The organism is Pseudogracilibacillus amylolyticus (SeqCode) (assembly GCF_051918545.1).
GTDB lineage: Bacteria > Bacillota > Bacilli > Bacillales > Amphibacillaceae > Pseudogracilibacillus.
In genome coordinates, this window is the sequence record NZ_JBPPZG010000107.1 from 1 (window position 1) to 13929 (window position 13929).

Genomic DNA, 13929 nt, shown 5'->3' on the forward strand with positions numbered 1-13929 from the left:
CCCATTTTCACTTCGTTGCCATCGTTTCCTTTATCGTGTGCATCATGATCGTTGGTTTAACTTTAAAATTACCGAAAAAAGAAAAGAATAGAGGATAATTTAAAAATCCTGTTTACTTTACCTTGATTATGGAAAACTAGGGAGGAGATCAGGTAAAGGTGTGTATTGAATGTCAGAACAGCATAAATCCGAAACTCCCAGACATTTTATTTGGAAATATATTATGCTCATTATTGGTGCAACACTTGCAGCGGTCGCCATCGAGTTATTCTTAGTTGACAATAATATTATTGACGGCGGTATTATCGGTATTTCCTTACTACTTAATCATCTTACTAACATTAATTTTGGAATATTAGTATTTATTATTAATTTGCCGTTTTTATATTTTGGCTATAAATATATTGGAAAAAATTTCTTTATCGCTTCACTATTTAGCATTATCGTATTAGCTGTGGTTGAACCTCATCTAAAACAATTTGCCGCAATTACAAATGAACCACTACTTGCTACTGTCTTTGGAGGAATTATTTTAGGTGCCGGAGTTGGCATCGTCATCCGTTTCGGCGGAGCTTTAGATGGTACCGAAATACTGAGCATTCTTATATCAAGAAAAATACCCTTTTCCGTCGGGGAAATTGTTATGTTCTTTAACTTATTCATTTTTGGTTGGGCCGGTTTCGTACTCGGTTGGGAACAAGCAATGTACTCCATTTTGACCTATTATATTGCCTCCAAAATAATCGACGCTGTCACCCAAGGATTCAATGACACAAAAGCAGTTATCATCGTTTCAAATCAATTTGAAAAACTAGCAGTGACAATTAACCAACGTCTCGGTCGCACTGTAACAAGACTGCACGGGCAAAGTGGTTTTAACGGAGACGAAAGAGATGTGATCTATGTAGTCATCATACGACTGGAAATATCAAAACTAAAAGACATTATTATGGGAATCGACCCAGATGCCTTCACCACCATCATGGACGCTCAAGAAGCTCACGGTGGAAGATTCTATTCACCGATTCAAAAAAAATCATAATGAGTACTTTCCCCCTATCAAGTCTAATATTTTGATTATGATTCAGCTTATTCGTTATCATTATAAGTATAAAATAAGAAAAAGGAAGTGAATTCATGGATTTTGTAACGTTAAACAATGGTCTTCGTATGCCTCAACTTGGTTACGGCGTATGGCAAGTACCGAATGAAGAAGCAACTCCGGCTGTTAAACAAGCATTAAATGTAGGGTATCGTTCAATTGATACAGCAACAATATACGGGAATGAAAGTGGTGTTGGTAAAGCACTCGCTGCTAGTGACATTTCACGAGAAGATTTATTTATAACAACAAAAGTATGGAACGCCGATCAAGGCTATGACAATACATTAAAGGCTTTCGACACGAGCCTTGAAAAACTCGGTCTCGATTATGTTGACCTGTATTTAATTCACTGGCCAACTCCAATGTATAATACATATGTTGAAACATACAAAGCATTAGAAAAATTATATAAAGATGGTCGCACAAAAGCAATCGGCGTTTGTAACTTCGATATTGATCATTTACAACGAATATTGGATGAGTGTACGGTCACTCCTGCTGTTAATCAAGTAGAATGTCATCCATATTTACAACAGAAGGAATTAAAGAAATTTTGCGAAGAACATAATATTTTTCTTGAAGCATACAGCCCATTAATGAATGGTAAAACTGTATTACAAGATGAAATCATTAAAAAAATAGCGATCCAATATGAAAAAACACCGGCTCAAGTTATATTACGATGGCATTTGCAATCTAACTCTATCGTGATTCCAAAGACGGTAACCCCTTCCCGAATGGAAGAAAATATAAATGTTTTTGATTTCGAGTTAAGTGAAGCTGATATGGATCAAATTGCCGAATTAGACCGAAATGAACGAATTAATTCAGTCCCAAGCGAAATGAACGTTCGATAAAAGATGTGGAAAGTGAAAGAATAACATATGCTATTCTTTCACTTTCCAAAAATTCATCCTTTTAGATCAATTTTTCCTCCAAGATACGGATGTGGAGCTGCTGGACTAGATTGATTCATCATTTCAATTAGCGCAGCCCCATTCATTTCTGCAGTAGACATGGCATTTTTCATCACAGCAAGACTCGCCTGCTGTTTTACTTGTGATTGATTCATCACAACCGATAGTGCCGCAATATCCACGAAAACCCTCCTAACAATAAAGAATCCCTTCATCTACTATATCGGTTTACAAACAATTTTTTCAAATCATCTCAAGATCCTTCTCTCTTTTACTTTCTATTGCCTTTCCATTTCTTTAGATCAAATAGAATTTCTAATATTTCATCGGCATTATGAAGTTTTTTTACCTCTTCGATGAAAATTGCCTTCTCTATATCAGATAGTGTTAAATCAGTTTCAAAAAAACTTACCAATACATCCATTTCCCTCAAATCTAATTTCAGCCTCGCAAGTGTCTTGTAAAATTCTAACTTAACTTTAACCTTTTCATCCTTGGCATACCTCATTTTGCTGAAAAAAGCAGCAGCAACCGGATTATCCTTTTCAATAAACGTACGCCAGTTTTGTTTTCGTAAATGTAACGTAAAATAATGAAAATTGAGCACTTCTAAGTCCGAAAACGGTACACTATATTTATTTTTATCCCAAGCTTCTTCATATCTATAAATAACTAAGGAGCATATAAGTTTTTCAATCATATGTAAACGTGTAAACATTTTATTAAAAATAGGTAGGTTAGAACTTTGTGGTTTTACATGGACAGAAACCAACGCATCGTTTTTGTTCCAAGTACCTTTGGTAACAAAATGTAAAACACGTTTGTTACCACTAAAAAGTTCTGTTAACCTTTCTTTCGGAAAAAATGTAATGCGTTCAAATTCAATTTGCTCACGGATTTCTGGAAAAAATGCTTCTAAAAATTCTTCAAAAAACATCTCAATTAGTTGTTTTAATAATTGATCATGTTTCGAATAATATGGGATTTCCTCCCTTATGAAAAAAATTCGTTGGCTTGAAGGAGTAACTTCTGGCATTTTAGTTAGTGGCATTCGTAACACACCCTTACACATAGTGGATGAGCATCTTGATGAAGTTCTAATTCTATTGTAATATAAAACATAGGTGCGAACAAGTGTTTTATAAAAATCCCTCCCCTTGTACAAGACACTCCATCGATAGAATGATTGAAATGTTATTTTTCCGGTTTATACATTGGTTAAGAGGGATACCTATTCTCCCCCAATTCCAAAAGTCCTCCAATAAGGAACGGATCACAAAAACAACTATTGGTTATAATTCTAAAACGTGTTATAATCGTTATAACCGTTATAACAAAATGGACGAGGTGATCATTCATGACAAAATATGAACGTAAAATAACTAAGATCGGAAACAGCTATGGAATTACATTACCAAAAAGATTGTTGAAGGAAGCAAATATTTCGTATGGAGACAATGTCACAGTGGAAGTAAAAGATGGAAAGATTATGTTGCAAAGAGTAGAAGAAATAAAGCTACCTGATGGGGTAGACAATGAATTTATGGAACTCTTAACCGATGTGATTAAAGAACATGAAACTGCTTTTAAAGGACTAGTTGAACGATGAGGGAATCAAGAGAAAAGATAGTTTACCTTACCATTCATCAAGTAATTGCTATAAACACCATGCAAATAAACGTTTTTTCACCAAAAGAACAAATCGGTGTGAAAGAACCGGCTTTATTAGATTCTGCACTAAACAGACCGAAGCAAACTGTATTTGAAAATGATGCCTATCCAACTATTTTTGAAAAAACTTGTGCACTTACAGAATCGCTTGCTAAAAATCATCCCTTTCACAATGCAAATAAACGAACAGCTCTTGCTTCATTAATTATTTTTCTCAAACTAAATGGCTATGAATGGATAATGGGTGTTATAGAAGAACAAGACTTTATTGTGAATATAGTAACTAATAAATATACATTTAATGAAATTGTAGAAATAATCAAGAAACATAGCAGGAAATTATAAATATTAAAAAACCAAGTATCTTTTTTCGACACTTGGCTGTATAATTATTCTCTCACGTTTATGACATCCATTTTGGTGGTGTGTTTTTATCCCAGTAAATTTCTCCGATTTCATAATGCTCTTCAAAATTATCTTTACTTAAATGATAGTGAAAATTAAACCAATATCCTTCGAGAGGCCGATTTTCACGACGTACATGAAATCTCGCAATATCTTTTTTATTCCGCTCATCATATACGTGAAAGATTCTTTCCCCAAATCCGCTTGATGGGCGTTCCGTAATTGCATAATACGGCACCGCATCCTCATTGGCATCAGCGATAATTGTCGTTATTACTTCTTCCATGACCGGCAAGATGTTCACCGTAAATTCATCTTCTATTTGAGAAGCAATTTTAGGACCTAGTTTCGTAATTGTTTGCTCTTGCGCTTGCGTAATTAGCAAACTTGTAAAATCAATATCGGAATCACTATCAAACGTAGAACCCTCATAAGTTGATTCAGGTTCTTCTAAATCCATGACTTTCGTATATTCATTATTTTCACTAGGATTTGAATTAGAAGATATATCTTTACTTTCAGCCGCATCCGTATTTAAAGAGACCGGAGGCACATACATCCCTAATGTCATAATCGCTATTAAAATTACAAAGGTCTTTCTCATCCATAGTTTCATAGAAACAATCCCCTATGTATCTTCTTTATTAAATTTTACCATTTTTCACGAACTTGTCTAGGGGTATTTTTTAGAAAACTTAGCATTCGTTAAAGAAAACATGCCCCTTCAAAGGGGTATGCCGACGTCAGGCGCAAAGCCTGTTCTTAGTCGGCCTTCCTCAGATTGGCGAAAGACAGAAGTGATGTTGCGCTTATGCTCTTGAGTGCAAGCCTTGGCGAGAACTAAAGTTGCACTTACGACGCACAGGACGTGCTAGTACTGGCGTTGCGACAAATCTTTACGGTGGGACGAAAGCGTAGCTACAGTCCCAGGACGTCGCGCTTTTAGCCAGTGAGCAGTAAGAAAGGATTTATACTTATCTGCCAAGAAAGGATTTATACTTTCTTATCTGCCTAAAAAGGGACTTTATATTAAAGCAATTATATTACTCATTAGTTGGTAAAATAAGTATATATTTAACCGTCATTTCTTGATATAATTTATTCACAATTAAGAAATTTACCCGGACGGCTATACAGACTTTTAGCTCGAAGCAAATACAAAATTTTTAAACTATATTTTACATAGAAAATCGGCTGGCTGCGGATTCACCAATAATGTTCGACTGGAGGGAGAAAGGTGAAAAAAGAAAAATTAATTAGAAAATATGATAAACAAGTAAAAATGTACGAAAAAAATAGAAACCATGAAACACTTAATAATTGGAGAAGCAAATTATTAAAAAGTGCCTATGGAAATATTCTCGAAGTTGGGATTGGGGTTGGTGCCAACTTCCCATTTTATAACAGAGAAAATGTGCACATAACAGGTGTTGATTTTAGTCAGCAGATGATTAAAAGCGCTGAGCGATTGGCTTCCACCATACAAATAAAAGCAAATTTTATACAGAACGACATCGATCAATTACGGTTTGAAGAAAATGCATTTGATTGTATCGTTTCTACCCTAACACTTTGCAGCTATCCGGAACCAGTTGCTACATTAAAGAAGTTTAATGAGTGGTGTAAACCTAATGGCACGATATTACTTATGGAACATGGTCTCAGTACTAAAAGATTACTTTCTACTACGCAAAAGATAATTAATCCGTTATTTAAAAAAATATCCGGATGCAACTGCAACCGTGATATGCTTGCTATAATTGAACAGTCCGATCTACAGATTAAGCATGTGGAACGCTATTGGCAAGATATCATGTGTTTAATGTGGGCAAAACCATCTAAACAAGTTTAGAAGAATCACTTCTTTCCAAGCTTACGATATCCTTATCATTCATATAGGACACCCACATATCGTTTATCGTCCGTTCGATAATTTAAACCAAAAAGTTTTTTCCCACCTCCTATTTTTAGATGCCAGTGAACGAAACAGCGAATATCAGAACAAAATCCGTTCTGTCTAATTTCATCGTTTCTTGATATAATTGCTGAAACGAGAAGGCCTTTTTCTAAAATGTTTTTTGCCGGACAAGCATACATTTAAGTGAAAGTACTTCTCTTTTTTAATACAATTTCGTAACGAACTTGAGTAACAATTTATAAAGTAGTTCCCCTATTATCGCCAAAGGAGGTTTTTACATGCTAAAAAAGAATATGAGATTGTTAGTATTTTTAAGCACGTTACTTTTTTTAGCGGCTTGTAACTCTGGTTCAGATAATTCGAATCACGAAATGGAAGATGCAAAGAGCGAAAGTCAAATGTATTCGCACAGTGGCACAGAAGAAGCCGATACAGAAAGTTCAAACGATTTTGCAGCAATCGAAATGAAGGATCAAGCATTAGAAAATGAAGCAGAAAGTCAAGATGAAGAAAAAATTGAGCTTGCTCAAACAGATCGAATGATCGTTCACCAAGCCCAATTACATATTAATGTGAAAGACATTGATAAAGCTCAAGCCAACATTGAATCCAAAGCTAATAAATATGGTGGATATATCGTTGAATCAAACATATATCGAGAAAACGAGGATGATAATACAGCTTATATAAAGGTGAGAATTCCAGAGAAAGATTTTAAAGCCTTTTTATCGGATACAGAAGAAACTGCTGCCGAAGTTCTGGAACGAAATGTAACTGGAGAAGATGTAACCGAACAATTTGTAGATTTGGAATCAAGATTAAAATCCAAACGAGCAGTTGAAGAAAGATTGCTGGAGTTCATGAATGATGCAAAAAAGACAGAGGATTTATTAAAAATATCGGACGATTTAGCAACCGTACAAGAAGAAATTGAAGTTATCGTCGGGAAAATGAACTACCTTGAAAATCAAACCTCTTTTTCGACAATTGAAATATCAATGTATGAAAATCGCGTCAAAATACCCGAACTAGAGAATAAAGATTTAGATACATGGGAAAGAGCGCAAAAACAACTTGCCACCAGCATTAATCTTATCCTTGCAACCGGGTCAGGAATAATAGTATTTCTCGTCGGGAATCTTCCTATTATACTAATACTCTCAGTAGTTGTGCTAGTTGTTTATTTAATCGTAAAAAGAAGGATAAGAAAATGGAAAGATAATAGTAACGGAAGTTAATACACCCCGAGACAGAGCTTTGAAGTAAAAGTCGAGAAGATTATAATACAAAGAAATTACTTGATGAACTATACAATGATTTTTTGGTACTTTTGAATAATGTAATTAATGAGCATGCAAAAGCATTTAAAGGGTTAGTTGAAGGATGACAGATTGGGATAATACTTTACTCATGAAAACTTTTATTTTCTGAATGTGAGTTTTTTGATATTTCTAGGTAGTCCGAACCATTAAATGATCACCTATCCCGGGCACACGACTACATTCCCAACTTCTCTGTACAAGACTGTGGGAATGTAGTCCATATTATTACGTTTGCCTATTTTTATTCTGATAGCAAGTAATTTAGTTAAGCCCACCAAATCTCTGGTGGAGGTTCTTCTATATTAACCCGCTTTAAATTACGAACCGCTTGAGAAAAACCTTCTTCCATTGACATAATTGGATCCTCGTGTTCAATACTTATAACATAATCATAGCCGTATGTTCTTAGTGCACTTACGATATTAGACCATTCTTGAATACTATGTCCATAACCAACCGTACGAAAACTCCACGCTCTACTCTGAATTGCATGATAAGGTTGCATATCTGTTAATCCATACATATTTACATTATCTTGATCAATATAAGTATCTTTCGCATGAAAATGATGAATAGCTTTTTCTTTACCAAGAATTTTTATTGCAGCAACTGGATCGATTCCTTGCCACCATAAATGGCTTGGATCGAGATTAGCACCAATTGCTTCATCTGTTTCCTCACGTAATTTAAGCATTGTATACGGGGTATGAATTAAAAAACCAGCATGTAATTCAATGCCAATCTTTACTCCATGATCTTTCGCGAATTGCCCCATCTGCTTCCAATATGGAATGAGTTCCTCCTCCCATTGCCATTTCAAAATATCTTCATATACAGTTGGCCAAGGGGTGACTGGCCAATTCGGATATTTAGAGTTTTCATGGGATCCAGGTATTCCAGAAAAAGTATTTACTACCGGTACCTGTAGCATCTCTGCTAGCATTATTGTTTTAACCAATGTGTCATGGGATTTTTTTGCATGTTCTTTGTTTGGTGAAATGGGATTATCATGACAACTAAATGCACTAATCATCAATCCACGGGAATGTATTTTATCTAAGTATTCTTTCCGATACTCTTCATCTTCAAGTAATTTATCTAAATTACAATGCGCATTTCCGGGGTTACCACCTGTACCGATTTCAACCGCTTGTACCCCTACTTTTTGAACATAGTCAAGCATGTCATCTAATTTCATATCAGAAAATAATACAGTAAATACGCCTAATTTCATCTCTATCCCTCCTCATGTCTTTTATTCGACTTCGTTCACTAGATAGAATCTAGACGAACTATTTAAAATAATCTTTTAACATAGTATTGGAAACTCATGAATCCATCCATTTCTCTCATGCCACAAATACTAGAGTCATTTTCTTTTTGCTTCTTTTTCAACTCACATGAACCATTCTGCCGTTTTCTGCCGCTTCCAACATAGAGAGCACTACTTTTAACGATAATAATGCTTGTTCACCAGTAACAGGTGGAGTCTCATCAAAACGTATACACTGTATAAATGCATCAATAACACCTGAATTGGACTGATTATCATTCGTTTGTATTGGCTCCACTTCGTAGTGAATTTTTTCTCCATTATGTTTCATTACTTGTATTTGGTACGTTGGATTATTATATATTTTCATTATTCCACGTTCAAAATAAATAATCGTACTATTATCTTCTTCACCATAATACGTCCAAGAAAAAGATGCTGTACCTAATCGGCCTCGTTTTGTCTTCAAACTAGCTACAATATTGTCGCACACTTCAATTGGGTTATTGTACTCATCTTTTTTATCAAGCGCTCCTTGAAAAGCACATACCTGTTCGATCTCATCATCTAATAAGAAGTGAAGTAAATCTATTTTATGAATTCCTAAATCTCCAAGTACTCCAAACCCAGAACGATTCTTTTTAAAAAACCAAGTAGAGTTAGTCTTATTCGTTCCCCAATGTTCAGGACCTTTATGACCAAAAGATGTTTTAAAAGTAAGTACATTTCCTAATTCATTACTTTCTATTATTTGTTTAGCTCGTATATGTGCTTTCGTGAATCTTTGATTGTGAGCAACCATTAGCTTTTTACCAGACTTCTTTTGCGCTTCAATCATCTGATTGGCATGCTCAACTGAGAGTGCAATTGGCTTTTCACATAACACATGCTTTCCATGTAACAATGCCTCTGTAGAAAAAATATGATGGTACTCATTTGAAGAACAATCACTGATGGCCTTGATTGTAGTATCCAATAACAGTTCCTCAACACTGTGTGCAACACTACCCTCAAACTGCTTCGCCATCGCCTCCGCTCGTTCAATATTCCGATCGTAAAACACCAGATCCGAAACAGATTGATTCGCTTTATATTCTGGTGCGTGCCGATGTTTTGCAATTGAACCACACCCAATAATCCCCACTCTTATACTCATCTTATTTCCTCCCTGTGTGAATAAACATGGAACCATCGATATGCATGTCAATCTAACCTGACGTAGATTCGCGAATGACTAATTCATGATCTAAGACAACACTTTCTACTTCCTCACCCTTTATTTTATCCATCAGCATCTGTGCAGCAATCGTACCCATTTTGTACATGGGCTGTTCGACAGTAGTTAATGTTGGATGAGTCATATTAGAAAAATCAATATTATCAAAACCTACTACAGCGATATCATTAGGAACTTGAAGTCCTTGGGCATGGATTTCTTTTAATGCTCCGATAGCAAGTAAATCTGAAACAGAAAACACTGCAGTTAGTCGGTCTGTTTCACTTAATAAACTCCGCATTGCTTGTTGACCGGATTCAAAACTTAATTGTTGTGTATAACGAATATATGTTTTATTAAATGGTATACCATGCTCTTCCAGCGCTTTTTTATAACCTGTTTCACGTTGCCTGGCGTATAAGTATTTCTTATCCGAATTAATAAAAGCGATATCTTTATGACCAATTGATATTAAATGTTTTACAGCTCGGTACGCTGCCTTTTCGCTATCAATTGTTACGTAAGAAATACCACTATCGACTGCATATTCACTACATTGAATAATACTGTGTCGTTCTGCTAATTGTAACAACGTTTTTAAGTTAATTGCAGGATCCATTGAAATAATACCATCCGCCATTTTTTTTCGAACTAAATCAAAATAAATATTTCTTCGCTCAGGGTTAGAATCCGTTTCACATAACAAAACATTATAGCTTTGACTTAATGCTGTCGTTTCAATTCCTTTAATAATTTCAAAATAAAAGGGATTTGAAATTTTAGGAATTAATACTAAAAGCAAACGACTTTCGGAGTTTCGTAAATTTCTTCCTAGCATACTTGGTTCATAGTTTAATTTCTTAATTGCATCTTCTACTTTTAATTTTGTTTTAGTTGCCACTGTACTATGATTATTCAGTACTCTAGAGACAGTAGCAACTGACACACCAGCCAATTCTGCGACTTGTTGTATGTTTGCCATTTATCCTTCCTTCTTTCACCTACTCAAATTTACGTATAATTATACTTATTTTTACATTGACTCTATCCCACCTGCTGTTTTCTTTGTAACAGCACAGCGCAAATTACAATTAATCCTTTAAATGCATCTCTCAAAAATGGAGGGACACCAAATAGATTTAATAAATTATTCATAACAGCAATAATTAACATACCGTAAACAGTTCCAAGAATAAATCCCCTTCCTCCACTCATACTCGTTCCACCTACAACTGCTGCTGCAATTGCGTCCATTTCCACTCCTCTACCAGCATTAGAAAAGTCCATAGATCCGATACGAGAAACTTGAATAATAGCTGCTATAGAAACAAGGAGTCCCATTAGTGCATATACTTGAAGCTTGATTTTATCTACTTTAACTCCTGATAACATCGCTGCTTTCTCATTTGAACCAACAGCTATAATTTGTCTTCCAAAAACAGTTCGCTTCGATACATAATAAAGGATTGCTGCAATAATTGCCCAATAAATAATCGGCATGAGCATATAGTTTCCCACTTTAAAACTAGCAATTGTTAAAAACTCTGCTGGTACTTGTGTATTATATCCTTGCATAAAATGTTGAGTTACACTTCTAAAGATCATCATAGCTCCCAATGTAGCAATAAACGGAGGTACTTTTCCTTTTGTAATTGTTAGTCCAATTAAAGCTCCTAATAAGTAGCCCATCACTAACACGATAATAATTGCAACAATAAATGCAGGAATACCTGTTAATCCGATCAATCCTAACAAACCTTTACTCCCAGTATCGATTAAAACCATCAAAAAAGCACCTGTTGCAACTAATGTAGCACCAACCGATAAATCAATTCCTTCTGACATAATAACAAGTGTCATCCCTAAAGCAATGATTCCTACACCCGCATTATTTCTAAGAATATTTAGCCAATTACTCATCCATGATTGAAACCAACTACCAAAAGAGTCATAATCAAATCCTAAAACTAATGTCTGGATGATTACCATAATAATAAGGACAACAAACGTACTAAACAATGGTTCATTTATCCACTTATTTTTAATCCGTCCAAAGGTGTTTCTCATATGATTTTCCCCCTACTAACTCAGTTTCCCTCCTGTTGCTAATGTCATCATATTATGCATATTCATCGCGTCTCCAACCACTTCTCCTTGAATCTCCCCATGATACATGACAACTGCTCGATCACATATACGGATGACTTCAGTTGCCTCATCTGAAAGCACAACAATAGCAAGACCTTCTTCAGCGAGTTTTAAAATGATATCGTAAATCTCTTCTTTCGCTCCGACATCGACACCCTGTGTAGGATTATCTAGTATAAGCAACTTTGGTTCGGTTGCTAACCATTTAGCAAGAACAACCTTCTGCTGATTTCCACCGGAGAGGCTATTAATGCTATCAATAAGCTTACCCATTTTAATTCGCAATGATTTTCGCTGATGTTCAAAGGTCTCTTCATGTTTTTCCATATTTATAATACCTAGTTGTGAAAACTTAGACCAAGTAGTAATAGTCGCATTTTCAATAATATTCATATCTTTAAGAATAGCATTCTCTTTTCTATTGTTTGGAAGGTATGCAATTCCTTTCTTTATAGCATCAACTGTATTGTTTAATGTTGTTTCCTTTTCTTCAAAATACATTTTTCCTGACAAGATATTTTTTGCCCCGAAAACAGATTGAAAAAGTTCACTACGGCCATCACCAAGCAATCCAGTCACTCCAACAATTTCTCCACTTTTAATCAAAAAATTTATATCCCGAAAAGTATGGGTGCTTGTAAATCCTTCTAAACGTAACACTGTATTTCCTATCTTCTTTTTTCTACGTAACTTTTCTGTTCTTACATCATGCCCGACCATAAAACGAGCAAGATCATTCGTCGTTACTTCACTTACCTTTCCTTCTGCAACGAGACTACCATCACGCAAGACAACGTATTGATCACAGATTTGCATAACTTCATTCAATTTATGGGATATAAAAATAATTCCAACACCACGTTCTTTCAATGTTTTCATCATTGTAAAGACACGTTTTATTTCTTGCTCTGTTAAAGAAGTAGTAGGTTCATCCATAATAATGATTGACGCATTTGTCATCATTGCACGGCAGATTTCAACAATTTGCTTGTAAGACGAATCAAGTTGATGAACCATCGTTTTCGGATTCAAATCGACATTTATTTCTTTAAAAATAGCTTCTGTTTTTTTAATCATCGTTTCTAAATCTAAACTTCCGCTTTTTGTTTTTATTTCTCTGCCCAAAAATATATTTTCATAAATAGGTAAATCGTTAATCAAATTTAATTCTTGGTGGATAAAAGCGATCCCAGCCTTCTGTGCATGTGTTGGAGATTCTATATGAACTTTCTTGTTATCAATCAAAATTGTACCCGCATCCATTTGATGTACTCCACCAAGAATATTCATCAATGTTGATTTTCCAGCTCCGTTTTCACCTAACAAAGCACAAATATGACCACCTTGTATTGTAAAAGAAACATCTTTTAGTACAACAACATTATTACCAAATGACTTTTTAATGTTTTTCATCTCAATGATCATGACATCACTTCCAGATTTTTATTGAAAAGAGAAGCTATACCTTTCATATAGCCTCTCTTGTACAGCAGATACCTCTTAACTCCATGATCAATTAATACGGTGAATCTGTATCAATAAATTCCTCATAATTATCTCTATCTACAATCGTGGTTGGAATGATAATTTGCTCCTCCACGTCTTCCCCTTTTAATACTTTAAGCGCTACATCTACCGCATCTTTCACCATTGCCGGGCTGTATAAAGCTGATTGGATCCAAATATCTTCGTTTTGTGGCATCATATTAAAGTATTCCTGCATCCCGCCACCGCCAGTTACGACTTTAATATCATCTCTTCCAGCTTCTTCAATCGCTTGTAATACACCCACCGAAGTTTCGTCATCTAAGGAATAGACGGCATCAATTTGACTATTCGCTGTTAGAATGTCAGAGAAGTCACTCAATCCGGCTTCCCGCGTGAATTCTGTCGCATATGTTTGAATCGTTAAATCTGGTGCAATTTCTGCGATTGTATCTTCGAATCCTTTCTT

At 35.2% G+C, this 13929-nt stretch carries 15 protein-coding genes; 6 read left to right on the forward strand and 9 right to left on the reverse strand.

Translation table 11 applies throughout. The features are described 5' to 3' along the window. Positions 1-169: 169 nt before the first annotated feature. Both ACPYKA_RS12440 and ACPYKA_RS12445 read left to right on the forward strand, forming a co-directional pair. Entirely contained in the window at positions 170-1042 is an 873-nt protein-coding gene (locus ACPYKA_RS12440; protein WP_479542583.1) for a YitT family protein, read from the forward strand. A 95-nt stretch (positions 1043-1137) separates the two neighbouring features. Continuing rightward, positions 1138-1962: an aldo/keto reductase gene (locus tag ACPYKA_RS12445; RefSeq protein WP_479542584.1), complete on the forward strand. Its 825-nt coding sequence runs from the start codon at positions 1138-1140 to the stop codon at positions 1960-1962. Between the two features lie 53 nt (positions 1963-2015). On the opposite strand, the gene ACPYKA_RS12450 is transcribed toward ACPYKA_RS12445, so the two are convergent. Continuing rightward, on the reverse strand, positions 2016-2204 hold the full coding sequence (locus tag ACPYKA_RS12450) for a YjfB family protein (RefSeq protein WP_336263283.1): 189 nt from the start codon (positions 2202-2204) through the stop codon (positions 2016-2018). An 89-nt stretch (positions 2205-2293) separates the two neighbouring features. Beyond that, complete coding sequence (locus tag ACPYKA_RS12455) at positions 2294-3073, reverse strand: hypothetical protein (RefSeq protein ID WP_479542585.1); 780 nt, start codon at positions 3071-3073, stop codon at positions 2294-2296. Positions 3074-3379: 306 nt separating this feature from the next. Between ACPYKA_RS12455 and ACPYKA_RS12460 the strand changes: the two genes are divergently transcribed. After that, positions 3380-3631: an AbrB/MazE/SpoVT family DNA-binding domain-containing protein gene (locus tag ACPYKA_RS12460; RefSeq protein ID WP_479542586.1), complete on the forward strand. Its 252-nt coding sequence runs from the start codon at positions 3380-3382 to the stop codon at positions 3629-3631. Then, positions 3628-4038, forward strand: coding sequence for a type II toxin-antitoxin system death-on-curing family toxin (locus ACPYKA_RS12465; protein WP_479542587.1), 411 nt, complete (start codon positions 3628-3630; stop codon positions 4036-4038). Before ACPYKA_RS12460 ends, ACPYKA_RS12465 begins: the two co-directional genes overlap by 4 nt. Before the next feature lie 58 nt (positions 4039-4096). On the opposite strand, the gene ACPYKA_RS12470 is transcribed toward ACPYKA_RS12465, so the two are convergent. Beyond that, on the reverse strand, positions 4097-4714 hold the full coding sequence (locus ACPYKA_RS12470; RefSeq protein WP_479542588.1) for a YpjP family protein: 618 nt from the start codon (positions 4712-4714) through the stop codon (positions 4097-4099). A gap of 621 nt (positions 4715-5335) precedes the next feature. Here ACPYKA_RS12470 and ACPYKA_RS12475 point away from each other — a divergent pair. Beyond that, positions 5336-5950, forward strand: a complete 615-nt coding sequence (locus ACPYKA_RS12475; RefSeq protein WP_479542589.1) for a class I SAM-dependent methyltransferase — start codon at positions 5336-5338, stop codon at positions 5948-5950. Positions 5951-6294: 344 nt separating this feature from the next. Beyond that, positions 6295-7254 (forward strand): DUF4349 domain-containing protein, encoded by a 960-nt coding sequence (locus ACPYKA_RS12480; protein ID WP_479542590.1) that lies wholly within the window; start codon positions 6295-6297, stop codon positions 7252-7254. A gap of 349 nt (positions 7255-7603) precedes the next feature. Here the strand turns inward: ACPYKA_RS12480 and ACPYKA_RS12485 are convergent, their stop codons facing one another. The 6 genes from ACPYKA_RS12485 to ACPYKA_RS12510 all read right to left on the reverse strand — a co-directional run. Then, complete coding sequence (locus ACPYKA_RS12485; RefSeq protein WP_479542591.1) at positions 7604-8572, reverse strand: sugar phosphate isomerase/epimerase family protein; 969 nt, start codon at positions 8570-8572, stop codon at positions 7604-7606. A 157-nt stretch (positions 8573-8729) separates the two neighbouring features. Then, entirely contained in the window at positions 8730-9767 is a 1038-nt protein-coding gene (locus ACPYKA_RS12490) for a Gfo/Idh/MocA family protein (protein WP_479542592.1), read from the reverse strand. A 52-nt stretch (positions 9768-9819) separates the two neighbouring features. After that, complete coding sequence (locus tag ACPYKA_RS12495) at positions 9820-10809, reverse strand: LacI family DNA-binding transcriptional regulator (RefSeq protein ID WP_479542593.1); 990 nt, start codon at positions 10807-10809, stop codon at positions 9820-9822. Positions 10810-10871: 62 nt separating this feature from the next. Beyond that, positions 10872-11894 carry an ABC transporter permease gene (locus ACPYKA_RS12500; protein ID WP_479542594.1) on the reverse strand — a complete coding sequence of 341 codons (1023 nt, stop codon included), beginning with the start codon at positions 11892-11894 and terminating at the stop codon, positions 10872-10874. Between the two features lie 15 nt (positions 11895-11909). Then, the gene (locus ACPYKA_RS12505; protein WP_479542595.1) at positions 11910-13400 is read right to left on the reverse strand and encodes a sugar ABC transporter ATP-binding protein; all 1491 of its coding nucleotides are present in this window, start codon (positions 13398-13400) and stop codon (positions 11910-11912) included. Positions 13401-13491: 91 nt separating this feature from the next. Continuing rightward, positions 13492-13929 (reverse strand): substrate-binding domain-containing protein (locus ACPYKA_RS12510; protein ID WP_479542596.1); only part of this gene is annotated, 438 nt, incomplete at its 5' end.

Bases quoted from the DNA above. Each gene is read 5' to 3' on its own strand.
- ACPYKA_RS12440 (WP_479542583.1), top strand. From the start codon at position 170: ATGTCAGAACAGCATAAATCCGAAACTCCCAGACATTTTATTTGGAAA.
- ACPYKA_RS12445 (WP_479542584.1), top strand. From the start codon at position 1,138: ATGGATTTTGTAACGTTAAACAATGGTCTTCGTATGCCTCAACTTGGT.
- ACPYKA_RS12455 (WP_479542585.1), bottom strand. From the start codon at position 3,073: ATGCCACTAACTAAAATGCCAGAAGTTACTCCTTCAAGCCAACGAATT.
- ACPYKA_RS12460 (WP_479542586.1), top strand. From the start codon at position 3,380: ATGACAAAATATGAACGTAAAATAACTAAGATCGGAAACAGCTATGGA.
- ACPYKA_RS12465 (WP_479542587.1), top strand. From the start codon at position 3,628: ATGAGGGAATCAAGAGAAAAGATAGTTTACCTTACCATTCATCAAGTA.
- ACPYKA_RS12470 (WP_479542588.1), bottom strand. From the start codon at position 4,714: ATGAAACTATGGATGAGAAAGACCTTTGTAATTTTAATAGCGATTATG.
- ACPYKA_RS12480 (WP_479542590.1), top strand. From the start codon at position 6,295: ATGCTAAAAAAGAATATGAGATTGTTAGTATTTTTAAGCACGTTACTT.
- ACPYKA_RS12485 (WP_479542591.1), bottom strand. From the start codon at position 8,572: ATGAAATTAGGCGTATTTACTGTATTATTTTCTGATATGAAATTAGAT.
- ACPYKA_RS12490 (WP_479542592.1), bottom strand. From the start codon at position 9,767: ATGAGTATAAGAGTGGGGATTATTGGGTGTGGTTCAATTGCAAAACAT.
- ACPYKA_RS12495 (WP_479542593.1), bottom strand. From the start codon at position 10,809: ATGGCAAACATACAACAAGTCGCAGAATTGGCTGGTGTGTCAGTTGCT.
- ACPYKA_RS12500 (WP_479542594.1), bottom strand. From the start codon at position 11,894: ATGAGAAACACCTTTGGACGGATTAAAAATAAGTGGATAAATGAACCA.
- ACPYKA_RS12505 (WP_479542595.1), bottom strand. From the start codon at position 13,400: ATGATCATTGAGATGAAAAACATTAAAAAGTCATTTGGTAATAATGTT.